Raw genomic sequence first — 12,943 nt, forward strand, 5'->3', positions numbered from 1 at the left:
ATGGTGGCGAGTGAGGGATTCGAACCCCCGAAGTCGATGACAGCTGATTTACAGTCAGATCCCTTTGGCCGCTTGGGTAACTCGCCGGGTGCGCACCCGCCCGGCTTGTCCAGTCGACCGGAGGCGCGATCATCAATACTACCGGATCGGTGGGCATGCGATGAACCGCTGCGGGCCCGGATCAGGTGCCGAGGCTGTCGAGGTCCATGCCGCGCAGCGACTCGGGATGCCGCAGCAGCGCACCCCGAAAACGCACCGTCGCTGCGGCCACCGCCATGGCCCGATCCAGCGCGGTCTGCCATGCCCCCGCTGAACCCACCGCATCAGAGTCCACCGGTGCCGCCGCATCAGTGCCCACCGGGGCCGCCGCATCAGAGCCCACCGATGCCGCGGCCTCCGCACCCGCCCAGGCCGAGGCATCCACGCCCGCCGCGCCCACCGCGCCCCCATGCACGAGCGATGCGACGATCGAGGCGAGCACGGCGTCGCCGGCACCCATGGTGTCGACGACCCGACCGGGCAGCGCGGCCACCGGTGACGCCACCTCGACCGCGCCGGCCCGCAACCGCGCGCCGTCCGCTCCCGCCGTCGCCAGCACGGCCCCGGCCCCCAGCGCCTCGAGCCGGCCGGCCAGTTCGTCCACCGGCATCCCGTACAGCAGCCGCGCGTCATCCTCGCCGACCTTCACGAGCGTGCACCGGGGCACCAGCGACTCGAAGCCGCGCACGAACGCCCCGCGGTCGTGCAGCATGCCGGCCCGCGGGTTCGGGTCGATCACCACCGGCCGCTCCCCCACCGCCTCGGTCAGTGCGGCCACCTGCGCCGCATCGTCGAACGGAAAGCAGCTCACCACGGTGACCGCGGCCGCAGCGATCGCCGCCCGCTCCGCCTCGCCGAAGACCACCGCGCGGGCCTGCCCAGCCTGGTTGAACACGTACTCGGGTTCGCCGCCCACCCGCGTCGACACCGCCCGCGACGACCCGTGCGGCCCGCGCGTGGCCAACAGCCGCACCCCGTAGTCGTGCAGGTATGCCCGGATGTGCCGGCCCGCCTCGTCGTCGCCGACCATTGCGATCAGCGTCGCCGGAACACCCAGCCGCACCAGCCCCACCGCCACGTTCAGCGCCGCGCCGCCGACCAGTTCGACGATCGACCCGTCGCCGTGCAACTCGTCGATCAGCGCATCGCCGATCACGACCACGCCGGCCCCGCCCGCGCCGGCACCGCCGACCGTCCGCGACCGGTCCGGGTCAGCCCGTCCCACACCCGCGCCGGCACCGACCGTCCCCGAACGGCCCGGGTCAGCCCGCCCCGCACCGGCCACAGCGGCGCCCACCGGCTCGACTTCCGTCATCCGACCTGCCCCATCCCGCCCTGCGGCAGCGCCCGCGCCACCGCGGTCGCCGCAGGCGCGACCACACCGGGCAGCGCCCATGCCGCGAACACCGGCCCTTCGGCAGACAGCACCACCGATCCGTCCCGCGCCACCCCGAGCGTCGCGTCGCCGAACACCGCCTCGGCCGCCGCCCCGCCGATCACCGCGGGCGTCGGCAGCTCCACGTCGACGTCGCCGCGCGAGGCCAGCACGAGCACGCTGTCGGTGGCGCTCTCGCGCACGAACACGACCGTCTCGTCGTCCACGTGCAGCCACCGCAGCCCACCGGTGCGCAGCGCCTGGAACCGCCGCCGCAGCCCGATCAGGTCGCGGTACAGCCCGATCCGCTCCGCGATCTCGGGCTCGTCGATGCGCTCCCACGGGATCGGTGTGCGGCTCATCTCGCCGTCGACCCCGGTCAGCCCGAACTCGTCGCCGGCGAACACCACCGGCAGCCCCGGCAACGTCATCGACAGCCCCACCGCGAGCGGCACCGTCCCGGGCGCCGCCCAGGTGGCGAACCGTGCGGTGTCGTGCGTGTCCAGCGGCTGCATGCAGCCGAGCCGCACCCGCCACGGCAGCTGGCAGGTGAACCGCTGCAGCTGCTCCACGAACTCGCGCGCGCTGTACCGCGGCATCCCGGTCGGGATGCCGAAGAACCACGCCCCCTCGGGCGCCTCGCACAGCCACGCCCACACCCCGCGGGTGAACGCCGGGTAGGTCATCGCGCCATGCCACGCGTCGCCGGTCAGGTCGCTCGCCGCATCGTTCGTCGACTCGGCCAGCAGCAGCGTGTCGGGGTTCGTGTCGACCATGGTGCGGCGCAGGATGCCACGGACCACGGCGTTCAGGTCCTCGGCACCCAACCGCCCGGTCATGTTCGCCACGTCGATGCGCCAGCCGTCGGTGCGGTAGGGCTCGGCCAGCCATCTGGCGACCACCGAATCGGGCCCCTCGATGAACCGGCGGCGCAGCTCGGCGGAGTTCCAGTTGAACTTGGGAAGGCTCGGCACGCCCAGCCACGACTCGTACTCGGTCAGCTCGGCGTCGCGGAAGTAGTAGAACGCGCTCTCGGGCGCCCCGGGGTGCCCGTACGCGGCGCGGAACCACTCGTGCCCGTCACCGGAGTGGTTGCTGGTCAGATCGCCCATGATCCGCATGCCGCGCGCGTGCACCGCCTGGATCAACCGCAGGTACGCCTCGTCGCCGCCGAGCACCTCGTCGACCCGGTCGAAGCTCGACGCGTCGTAGCGGTGGTTCGACCGGCCGGGAAAGATCGGCGTGTGGTAGACCACCGTCGCCCCGAGGCGGGCGATGTGCCCCAGCCGGTCGACGATGCCGTCGAGGTCGCCGCCGTAGAACTGATGGCTGCGCCCGGGCTGGGTGGCCTCGACCGGATCGTCCCAGTCCGCCGGGATCGCCCAGTCCGGCACCGGGCGGGAGCAGGCCCCGGCCGACCGGGCGAAACGGTCGGGGAAGATCTGGTACATCACCGCATCGTCCAGCCAGGCAGGCGGCGGGTTGCCGGCGACCAGCGCGAAGTCCGTGGCATCCAGTGCCTCGAGACGGGTGTGGCCGGCCTGGCTCAGCGTCGACGTGCCGCCGTCGGCGTGCACGAGGTTCCAGCGGTAGCCGTGCCGTGGGTTGGCGACGGTGATCACCGCCGACCACCACTGCCATCCGTCGGCTTCGCCGTCGCAGGATGCCTCGACCCACAGCGGCTCGTGATCCGGATTCGATCGCACCAGCACTCGGGCGACCGGCTCTGCCGAAGCGGGCACCCGCAGCCGCACGACGACCTCGTCACCGAGCGCGGGGTCCATGGTCGACACGTGCAACGAGGAACCGTCGTGATGCGGGGTCAGGTGCATGGCACCCATTCTCGATCACGCGGTGCAGATGACGCAGTGTTCGCTTCTATGACGACATGTTTGCCGATTCGGCACTGCGGTGGCCACAATCGCACCCGACCCGACGATCGTGACGACCGCGTCGACGACACCGCTCGCGCACCCGGTCGCAGAAGGAGCCACCGCCATGACCGACCACCGCATCGACCTCGAGACCCCCCTGAAGTTCGCCTACTGGGTGCCGAACGTCTCGGGCGGGCTCGTCGTCTCGACGATCGAGCAGCGCACGAACTGGGAGTTCGAGTACAACAAGAAACTGGCCCGCATCGCCGAGGACGCCGGCTTCGAGTACGCGCTGACCCAGACCCGCTACGCCGCCAGCTACGGCGCCGACAAGCAGCACGAGGCCACGTCGTTCTCGCTCGCCCTGCTGGCGGCGACCGAGCGCCTCAAGGTCATCGCGGCCGTCCACCCGGGCATGTGGCATCCCGGCGTGCTCGCGAAGTTCATCATCACCGCCGACCACCTCTCGGGCGGCCGCGCCGCGGTGAACATCGTCTCGGGCTGGCTCAAGAACGAGTTCACCGGGTTCGGTCTGCCCTGGCTCGAGCACGACGAGCGGTACGTGCGCACCGAGGAGTTCATCGACGTGCTGCGGGGCCTGTGGACCCAGCAGGGCTATTCGCAGTCGGGCGCGTACTACGACATCACCGACTTCACGTTGAACCCGCCGCCGGTCGACGTGCCCGGCCGGCCGCACCCCGAGATCTTCTTCGGCGGCAACTCCACCGCCGCGCAGGCCGCCGCCGGCCGGGTCGCGGACTGGTACTTCTCGAACGGCCGCGACATCGACGGCTTCAAGGACAACATCGCCGGCGTGCTCGCCGCGGCCGAGCGCGGTCGGCGGGCGCCACTGCCGCCGCGCTTCGGCCTGAACGGCTTCGTCATCGCCCGCGACACCGAGAAGGAGGCGCACGACACGCTGCGCGAGATCATCGCCAAGGCGCACCGGCCTGCCGTCGAGGGCTTCGCCGCCGCGGTCAAGGAGGCCGGGCAGTCCACCACGGACGGCAAGGGGATGTGGGAGGACTCGAGCTTCGAAGACCTCGTGCAGTACAACGACGGCTTCCGCACCAAACTCATCGGCACGCCCGAGCAGATCGCCGAGCGCATCGTCGAGTACAAGAGGATCGGCGTGAACCTCTTGCTCACCGGCTACCTGCACTTCCAGGAGGAGGTCGAGGCGTTCGGCCGCGACGTGCTGCCGATCGTGCGCGAACTCGAGGCCGACCTCGCCCGCAGGAACGGCACTGAACTGAACACCGACCTGCTGCCGCGGACGAACCTCGCCGGTGCGGCCTGATGGCCGACCGCACCTTCGGGTTCCGCACCCGTGCGCTGCACGCCGGCGGCACGCCCGACGCCGAGCACGGCGCCCGCGCCGTGCCCATCTACCAGTCCACCTCGTTCGTGTTCACCGACACCGAGGATGCCGCGAACCTGTTCGCGCTGCAGAAGTACGGCAACATCTACTCGCGCATCGGCAACCCCACCGTCGCCGCGTTCGAGGAGCGGATGGCGTCGCTCGAGGGCGGCATCGGCGCGGTGGCCACCGCATCCGGCATGGCCGCCGAGTTCCTCACCTTCGCCGCCCTCGCCCAGGCGGGCGACCACATCGTCGCCTCGTCGAAGCTGTACGGCGGCACCATCACCCAGCTCGACGTCACGCTGCGGCGCTTCGGCGTGGACACCACCTTCGTCGACACCGACGACCCGGCCGACTTCGCGGCGGCACTGCGCGAGAACACCAAGGCGGTCTACACCGAGGTCGTGGCGAACCCCTCCGGCGACATCGCCGACCTCGCGGGGCTGGCCGCCGTCGCGCACGCCCACGGCATCCCGCTCGTGGTCGACTCGACCCTCACCCCGCCCTACCTGCTGCGCCCCATCGAGCACGGCGCCGACATCGTCATCCACTCCGCCACGAAGTTCCTCGGCGGGCACGGCACGACCCTCGGCGGCGTCGTCGTCGAGGCCGGCACGTTCGACTGGGGCAACGGCCGGTTCCCGACCATGACCGAGCCGGTGCCCAGCTACGGCGGCATCTCGTGGTGGCACAACTTCGGCGAGTACGGCTTTCTCACCAAGCTCCGCTCCGAGCAGCTGCGCGACATCGGGCCGTCGCTCTCGGCGCAGTCGGCGTTCACCCTGCTGCAGGGGGTGGAGACGCTGCCGCAACGGATGGACGCGCACGTGGCCAACGCGCAGGCCGTCGCCGAGTGGCTCGCCGCCGACCCGCGCGTGGGGTATGTGAACTACGCCGGGCTGCCGTCGCACCCGCAGCACGAGGACGCCCGCCGGCTGCTGCCGCGCGGCGTCGGCTCGGTGTTCAGCTTCGGCGTCGCCGGGGGCCGGGATGCGGGAGCCCGGTTCATCGAGGCGCTGCAGCTCGCCTCGCACCTGGCCAACATCGGCGATACCCGCACCCTGGTGCTGCACCCGGCCTCGACCACCCACCGGCAGTTGTCGCCCGGCCGGCTCGTCGCCGCTGGGATCCCCGAGGACCTCATCCGCATCTCGGTCGGCCTCGAGGACGTCGACGACATCATCTGGGACCTCGACCAGGCCCTCACCGCGAGCCAGGTCGAGGCATCCGGCCCTGACTTCGCCGCCCCGACCTACGGTGACGCGTGCGTGCTGCCGTCGGCCCGCGAGCAGGGGGTCGTCGCGTGAGCGCCGCGACGCCGGGCGAGCGCACTCCGTCCGAACGAACCTGGACGGGCCCCTCGGCCGCGCAGCGGCTGGCGATCCTGCGCGACACGACCGTCGTCGCGATCGTCGGAGCATCCGACAAGCCCAGCCGGGCGAGCTACTTCGTCGCGACCTACCTGCTCGCCTCGACCCGGTACCGGGTCTACTTCGTCAACCCGGTGGTCACGAGCATCCTGGGCCGCCCGACCTACCCGTCGTTGGCCGACCTGCCCGAGCGGCCCGACCTCGTCGACGTGTTCCGCCGGCACGACGACCTGCCCGAGGTGTTCGAGGCGGCGCGGGATGCCGGAGCCCAGACGATCTGGCTGCAACTGGGCTCATGGCACGAAGGCGTCGCGGCCGCGGCCGAGGCGGCCGGCATGAACGTCGTGATGGACCGCTGCGTCAAGATCGAACACGCCCGCTTCCACGGCGGGCTGCACCTGGCCGGGTTCGACACCGGAGTGATCTCGAGCAAGCGGCAAGTGCTCGCCTGAGCCACTCGCCTGAACCCAGGCCTCGGCCCCTCGTCCCCCGTGAGAACAGGAGAATCCGGCCGGAGCAGGAGAATCCGCGCCGTTTTCTCCTGCAGCGGGCGGATTCTCCTGCAAACGGGCCCGCGCCGGCCCGCGGCATCGGGTGTCTACTTGACGCTGCCGGCCGTCAGACCGCTGACGATGTAGCGCTGCAGGGCCAAAAACAGCGCCATCGGCAGGATCGCGGCGAGCACCGCCCCGGCGGCGAACACGCTCCAGTTGCGGGCGGTCTCTTGCGACACGAACTGGTACAGCCCCACCGCAAGGGTCTGCTTGTCGGGGTCGACCAGGATCACCGAGGCGATCACGAAGTCGCTCGTGGTGCCGATGAACGCCAACAGTCCGATGACGGCGAGGATCGGGGCCACCAGCCGCAGGATGATCGTGAAGAAGATGCGGGCGTGCCCGGCGCCGTCGATCTTGGCGGCCTCGTCGATCGAGGCGGGCACGGTGTTGAAGAACCCGTACATGAGGAACGTGTTCACCCCCAGCGCGCCGCCCAGGTACACCATGATCAGCCCGATCTGCGAGTTCAGGCCGAGCACCGGAAAGATGTCGCCGATCGCCGACATGAGCAGGAAGATCGCCACGAACGCGAGCAGCTGCGGGAACATCTGCACCAGCAACAGCGTGAGCAGGCCGAACCGGCGCCCGGTGAACCGCATGCGCGAGAACGCGTAGGCGGCGAGCGCGCACAGGATGACGGTACCGACCGAGGTGGCCAGCCCGATGACGATCGTGTTGACGAACCAGGCGCCGTACGGGCGGGTCGGGTCTTGGAACAGGGCGACGTAGCTGCCGAGGTCGAAGCTCTGGAACAGGCCGTTGGCGGTCAGCAGCGTGCCGCCGGGGTTCAGCGACGCCGACAGCACGTACACCAGGGGGAAGGCCGCGAACACGAGCATGACGAGGCCGACCAGGTGCCGCCATCCGGTCTCGCGGAACCAACGGCCGAACGGGCGGCGCGGCGCGGGGGCGGGACGGTTGTCGGTGACGACGGCGGCGGTGCCGTCGGTCAGCGGGGGCGCGGGCAGGGCGGACATGTCAGTTCAGCTCCTCGAGGACCTTGGTCTGCCTGAAGCTCAGGTACGAGATCAGCGCGACCAGCACGAAGATGATGATCGAGAACGCACTGGCCAGGCCGTAGTCGCGGTTGGCGCCGACGAACGCGACCTTGTAGACCATCGAGATCAGGATGTCGGTCTGCCCGACGTTGATGCTCGCGTCGGCCAGCCGCGGGCCGCCGCCGGTGAGCATGTAGATCAGGTTGAAGTTGTTGAAGTTGAACGCGAACGACGAGATCAACAGCGGCGCCACCGACACCAGCAGCAGCGGGAACTTGATGTGCCGGAAGATCTGCCAGACGCTGGCCCCGTCGACCCGGCCGGCCTCCTGGATGTCGTCGGGGATGGACTGGATGGCGCCGGTGCACACCAGGAACATGTAGGGGAAGCCGAGCCACAGGTTCACGATGAGGATCGCGAGCTTGGCCAGCCACGGATCCTGCAGCCACGGCACCGACGCGCCGCCGAACAGCACCTGGTTGATGAACCCGAAGTCCTGGTTGAACATGCCCGCCCACACCAGCGCCGACAAGAACCCCGGGAACGCGTACGGCAGGATCATGATGACCCGGTAGAACTTCTTGCTGCGCATCCGGGGGTCGTTGAACACGATCGCCAGGAACAGGCCGAGGATGAACGTGGTCGCCACCGACAGCACGGCGAACACGAACGTCCAGATCAGCACGGCGAAGAACGGCCCGCGGATGGACGAGTCGGTGAACGCCCGCACGAAGTTGTCGGCCCCCACCCACACCTGCCAGCCGGGCAGCAGCGTGCTGCCGTCGGCGGCGGTGAACGCACCCTGGCCGGTGTCGCGGTACACGACGCCGGTCTTGGTATCGGTCATGGTGTCGGCTGAGGCATCCCATTTCAGCGTCGACGTGAACAGGTACGCGTTCGACCCGTCGGTGGTCTTGAGGAACCCGTCATTGGGATCGTCGGTCAACGGCACCGAGAGCGCACCGATGGCGTCCTGGTGCTGCACGATCTGGGCGAAGTCGAGGGCGGTGTAGCCGGGGGCGCCCGACGCATCCGCGCCCTCGACGGGCTCGAGGGGCCGGTCCTGGCCGCCGACCTCGAACCGGCCGGTGTCGGGGTCGGCGGTCAGCAGATAGAACGACCCGTCACGCTCGAGCACGGTGATGGGGAAGGTCGGCGAGTCCTCAACGCGGGTCTGCGACTGTTGCAGCAGCGACGAGACGGCATCGTCCTTGGTGGAGATGTGCCCCGACCCGTAGTTGGTGAAAGCGATGTAGACGGTGTACAGGACGACGAAGATCTGGAAGACGAACAGGAAGATCAGGCCCGGGGTCAGGTACTTCGCCGGCAGCAGTCCGGGCTTGAGGTAGACGACGTTGACCAGGACCGTCACCACCGCGATCACCACCGGAGGCAGCCACTGCCCGTTCGCGATGAGCACGAGCATCGCGTAGATCGCGAGCGCGTCGATCAGGCCGAGCAGCACGATCTTGACGAGCCAGACCTTCCAGCCCGCCGAGGCGGCCTCGGCGAACGCGGCCGCACGTCTGCGGCGGCGCGCGGTCGCGGCATCCGTCGCCTCGCGCTCGTCCTCGAGCGTGGGACCTGTCATCGTCGACTCCTCGGTATCGGTGCGAGCGTACGATGCGGGGCGACACCGCGCACGGTGCCGCCCCGCATCCCGGTCACTTCAGCTTGGCCTGGATGTTCGCGGTCATCTTGTCCCAGCTGGACACCGGATCGGCGCCCTTGATGATCGCCGCCTCGGTCTTGCCCCAGTCGTCCCACACCGCACCCATCTGCGGGATGGACGGCATCGGCACGGCGTTCTCGCCGACCTTGCCGAAGCCGGCGATGATCGGGTCGGACTGGGCCGCCTGGTAGGCGCTGGTCAGCGCGGGCGGCCGGCCACCGGCCTTGTACAGGGCGGTCTGCACCGGCTCGGTGGCGATGTAGTTGACGAGGAAGTCGGTCGCGGCCAGCGCGTTGGTTGACTTCGCCGACAGGAAGAAGGTCTGCACGCCCGCGAACGGCGCGGCCTGCTTGCCGCCCGCCGACGGGATCGGGTCGACCGACACGTCGATGCCCTTGGCCTGCGCGTCACCGACGTTCCACGGCCCGGTCAGGAAGTACGGCGACTCACCGGCGAGGAACGCCTCTTTGGCGATGTCGCCCGACAGGTTGATGTTGATCACCTTGGTGCCCTTGGCGCCCTGCGAGCCGAGCCACTTCGCGAACGACTGGCCGGCGGCATCCCCGATGGTCAGCTTCGAGGCGTCGTACGAGCCGTCGGCGTTCTGCGCGAACACCGAGTTGCCGAACGAGGTCTGGAACGGGTACAGGTGGTACGGGTCGGCGGCCTGCGGGTCGAGGCCGACCAGGAACGGGTACTTGGTGCCGGCGGCCTTGCCCTTGGCGATCATCTCGTCGAAGGTTGCGGGCGTGGCGTCGGCGAGCTTGGTGTTGCGCAGGATCGCGATGTTCTCGATGGCGTAGGGCAGGCCGTAGGTCTTGCCCTCGTAGGTGACGGCCTGGACGGCGACCTTCTCGAACTGGGATGCCTTGTCGCCGAGCTCGACCGGGGCGATGACGCCGTCCTGCACGAAGCCGCCGGTCCAGTCGTGACCGCCGATCGTCAGGTCGGGACCCTTGCCGGTGGGCACCTGCGCGGTGAAGTCCTGCTGGATCTTGCCGTAGTCCTTGACGACGAGCTTGACCTCGACGCCCTTGTCCTTCTCGAACTGGGCGGCGACGTCCTTCAGGGCGCGCGCCCGGTCGGCGTCGACCCAGACGGTCAGCGAGCCGGCGCTGGTCTTCTTGGGCGCCTCGGCGGCCTGCCCCGAGCAGCCGGCCAGGGCCAGCATGCTGGTGGCGATCAGCGCCGCGGCGGCCGCGGCGGCCTTCTTGTTCACCTTCATCGGTGTGTGCCTCTCTGACGTTCGTTGTGCGACGGTCGTCGCGCGAGCGATGTGCTGTGCACGACGCGGTGGTGTCGGTGTGCAAGCGCTTACATTCTGACCGAGCGAACCCCGGAGCGCAATCCCCCGCGACACCGAACCGAGCGCCGATATCATCTCGTGATCTTCGCCCGGGCTCCGGCATCGGGATGCTGGAAGCGTTTGCACTCTCGCGGCGCCGTGCCGGTGGCATCCGTGGCCGCATGCCGGCGCCTAGTCGCCGAACCGGCATCCCCTCGTCGCGCGCGAGATCAGTCGCGCGTGAGATCGGTCGCGCGGGAGATCAGGAGAATCCGGCCAGAGCAGGAGAATCCGCGCCGGTTTCTCCTGCAGCGGGCGGAATCTCCTGCAGCGGGCGGCAACCCAGGGCAAGAGGGCTCGGGCCGGCCCAGCAGATAGACTCGCGGCATGGCTGACTCATCCTTCGACATCGTCTCCAAGGTCGATCATCAGGAGGCGGACAACGCACTGAACCAGGCGCGCAAAGAGGTCGAGCAGCGCTACGACTTCAAAGGCACCGGCGCCACGATCGAGTGGAGCGGCGAGCAGATCCTGATCAAGGCATCGACCGAGGAGCGCGCGAAGGCCGTGCTCGACGTCTTCGAGTCGAAGCTGATCAAGCGCGGCATCTCGCTGAAGAGCCTCGATGTGGGCGAGCCCGTGCAGGGCGGCAAAGAGGTACGCATCACCTCGAGCCTGAAGGACGGCATCTCGTCCGAGAACGCCAAGAAGATCAGCAAGATCATCCGCGACGAGGGGCCGCGGTCGGTGAAGGCGCAGATCCAGGGCGACGAGCTGCGGGTGCAGTCCAAGAGCCGCGACGACCTGCAGGAGGTGCAGCGCCTGCTCAAGGCCGCCGACCTCGACGTCGATCTGCAATTCGTCAACTACCGCTGACCACGCCCGCCGGTCGCCGACCCGCGGATGTTGCGATCGGCGGACCCGGCACCCGCGCCCTGTTCTGGGCCGAGCCGACCGAGCCCGCCCGGCGATGCTCAAGATTCGCTGAAGATCGCCCTCTTGTCCCCCATTCGGTGGACAAAATCGGTCCTGCGCGGGTAGCGTGAGGACATCTGAAGCACTGGGGCGTGACCCGCGCGGTGACCGAAGCCGTCCGACGACTGGGGAGTCGGGGAGGGGCCGGGAACCGGATACCGCGGTGCGCGAATGCGAACAGAAGGTGGGTGCCGCGAGTGGTCGTCTTGGGGATCGAAGACTCGTGGCACCCACAGCGGTCGCTGTGTCGTCGCGACAGTCCCGTCTGGGGAACAGGCGCTGCTCGAGCTGGGGACTCGAGTGCCGCAGACACGTGTCAACCACCTCAACCGTAGTTCACCGCGCACGCTTGTGTCGAGCGCCACGCGCGGCGCACCCGCCGGTGCATCGCCTCGCCGTGCTGTGGCGACGAGGCGATGCCACCTCATCCGGCGCTGTGGGAGCCACCCCTGATCAGCGGCCGAATCCGCGCAGCCACTTCTCGGTGATGGCGAACGCCGCTGCCCGCGGTGCCGGCCGCGACAAGAACACGTCATGGATCGCGCCCTCGATGCGCGCAACCGTGACCAACCGCCCGATCCGGGTCGCCGCCCGGGCGATGTCGTCGACCACCAGTACCGAGTCCGACGACGTCATCTGCTCGGACCACACCAGCGGCGGCACCGAACGTGCCGACAACAGCACGAGCGCCGGACACGAGACATCCACCCCCGCCGCGATGCGCCGGTGCCCCTCGAGGATCGCCGCGAACCACGCCGCATGCACGCGGAACCCGCGCTCGGGCCGCCAGTCCAGCCGATACCCGGGCACGTCGAGCGCGCCGATCTCACGCTGCGCCCGCGTGTAATAGCCGAAGTCGACCGGCGGGTGCAGCCCCTTCGGGTCGAGCCGGGCGCGCGCCTCGGCGAGCGGCGTGATCGCCGCCCGCCCGATCGGCCCGGTCTGCAACTCGAGCCACGGGCTGTTCAGCACCAGCGCGTGCGCCCGGCCCGGATGCCGCGCGGCCCACAGCGTGAAGACCAGTCCCCCGGTCGAGTGCCCGAGCAGCACGAGCCGCCGCCGCGGCCGCTGCGACTCGCCGTGTCCCATCGCGGCCAGAGCCGCCTCGATGTCGGCGTCGTACTCGTCGAGCCGGGCGATGTCGCCCGGCGTCTGACCCGGCCGCAGGCTGCGGCCGTACTTGCGCAGGTCGAGTGCGAAGAACCGCGCGCCCCGATCAGTCCAGAACCGCGCCTGCTCGACCTGGAAGAAGTAGTCGGACCAGCCGTGCACGCTCAACACGTCGACGTCGGCGAACGGACCGAACACACGTGGGGCCGGGCGCGGGATGCTGCGCACCAGAGTCGCCACGACGGGTCCGGCCGCGTCGTGCCCCACAGGCAGGGTCAGCTGTGCGAACGGAACCCCGAGGATGTCGTGGTGCCAGTCCTGCATG

Annotated in this window: 10 protein-coding genes and 1 tRNA gene; 4 read left to right on the forward strand and 7 right to left on the reverse strand. The window is 69.8% G+C overall.

Annotated features, from left to right (window positions below; translation table 11 throughout):
• Nucleotide 1: 1 nt before the first annotated feature.
• From H577_RS0102900 to H577_RS14870, 3 genes are all read right to left on the reverse strand, one after another.
• A tRNA-Tyr gene (locus H577_RS0102900) sits at nucleotides 2–86 on the reverse strand.
• Nucleotides 87–181: 95 nt separating this feature from the next.
• Complete coding sequence (locus H577_RS0102905; RefSeq protein WP_084515755.1) at nucleotides 182–1,354, reverse strand: PfkB family carbohydrate kinase; 1,173 nt, start codon at nucleotides 1,352–1,354, stop codon at nucleotides 182–184.
• Nucleotides 1,351–3,246, reverse strand: a complete 1,896-nt coding sequence (locus H577_RS14870; protein WP_051191676.1) for a glycoside hydrolase family 13 protein — start codon at nucleotides 3,244–3,246, stop codon at nucleotides 1,351–1,353. Before H577_RS14870 ends, H577_RS0102905 begins: the two co-directional genes overlap by 4 nt.
• Nucleotides 3,247–3,412: 166 nt before the next feature.
• Between H577_RS14870 and sfnG the strand changes: the two genes are divergently transcribed.
• From sfnG to H577_RS0102925, 3 genes are read left to right on the forward strand one after another with little or no spacing between them, the layout of a single operon-like run.
• Entirely contained in the window at nucleotides 3,413–4,588 is a 1,176-nt protein-coding gene (sfnG, locus tag H577_RS14875; protein WP_036283731.1) for a dimethylsulfone monooxygenase SfnG, read from the forward strand.
• A complete protein-coding gene (locus H577_RS0102920) occupies nucleotides 4,588–5,958 on the forward strand; it encodes an O-acetylhomoserine aminocarboxypropyltransferase/cysteine synthase family protein (RefSeq protein ID WP_029144681.1) in 1,371 nt (456 codons plus the stop codon). The genes sfnG and H577_RS0102920 overlap by 1 nt, the downstream gene beginning before the upstream one ends.
• Complete coding sequence (locus H577_RS0102925; RefSeq protein ID WP_029144682.1) at nucleotides 5,955–6,473, forward strand: CoA-binding protein; 519 nt, start codon at nucleotides 5,955–5,957, stop codon at nucleotides 6,471–6,473. The genes H577_RS0102920 and H577_RS0102925 overlap by 4 nt, the downstream gene beginning before the upstream one ends.
• A gap of 146 nt (nucleotides 6,474–6,619) precedes the next feature.
• Here the strand turns inward: H577_RS0102925 and H577_RS0102930 are convergent, their stop codons facing one another.
• From H577_RS0102930 to H577_RS0102940, 3 genes are all read right to left on the reverse strand, one after another.
• Complete coding sequence (locus H577_RS0102930) at nucleotides 6,620–7,555, reverse strand: sugar ABC transporter permease (RefSeq protein ID WP_029144683.1); 936 nt, start codon at nucleotides 7,553–7,555, stop codon at nucleotides 6,620–6,622.
• A gap of 1 nt (nucleotide 7,556) precedes the next feature.
• Nucleotides 7,557–9,167, reverse strand: a complete 1,611-nt coding sequence (locus H577_RS0102935; protein WP_029144684.1) for an ABC transporter permease subunit — start codon at nucleotides 9,165–9,167, stop codon at nucleotides 7,557–7,559.
• Between the two features lie 73 nt (nucleotides 9,168–9,240).
• Nucleotides 9,241–10,473: a sugar ABC transporter substrate-binding protein gene (locus H577_RS0102940; RefSeq protein ID WP_036283599.1), complete on the reverse strand. Its 1,233-nt coding sequence runs from the start codon at nucleotides 10,471–10,473 to the stop codon at nucleotides 9,241–9,243.
• 447 nt (nucleotides 10,474–10,920) lie between these two features.
• On the opposite strand from H577_RS0102940, the gene H577_RS0102945 reads away from it, so the two are divergent.
• On the forward strand, nucleotides 10,921–11,409 hold the full coding sequence (locus H577_RS0102945) for a YajQ family cyclic di-GMP-binding protein (protein ID WP_029144686.1): 489 nt from the start codon (nucleotides 10,921–10,923) through the stop codon (nucleotides 11,407–11,409).
• 552 nt (nucleotides 11,410–11,961) lie between these two features.
• On the opposite strand, the gene H577_RS0102950 is transcribed toward H577_RS0102945, so the two are convergent.
• Nucleotides 11,962–12,942 (reverse strand): alpha/beta hydrolase, encoded by a 981-nt coding sequence (locus tag H577_RS0102950; RefSeq protein ID WP_029144687.1) that lies wholly within the window; start codon nucleotides 12,940–12,942, stop codon nucleotides 11,962–11,964.
• Nucleotide 12,943 lies beyond the last annotated feature (1 nt).

This window comes from Microbacterium luticocti DSM 19459 (assembly GCF_000422405.1).
In the GTDB taxonomy this organism is placed as follows: domain Bacteria; phylum Actinomycetota; class Actinomycetes; order Actinomycetales; family Microbacteriaceae; genus Microbacterium; species Microbacterium luticocti.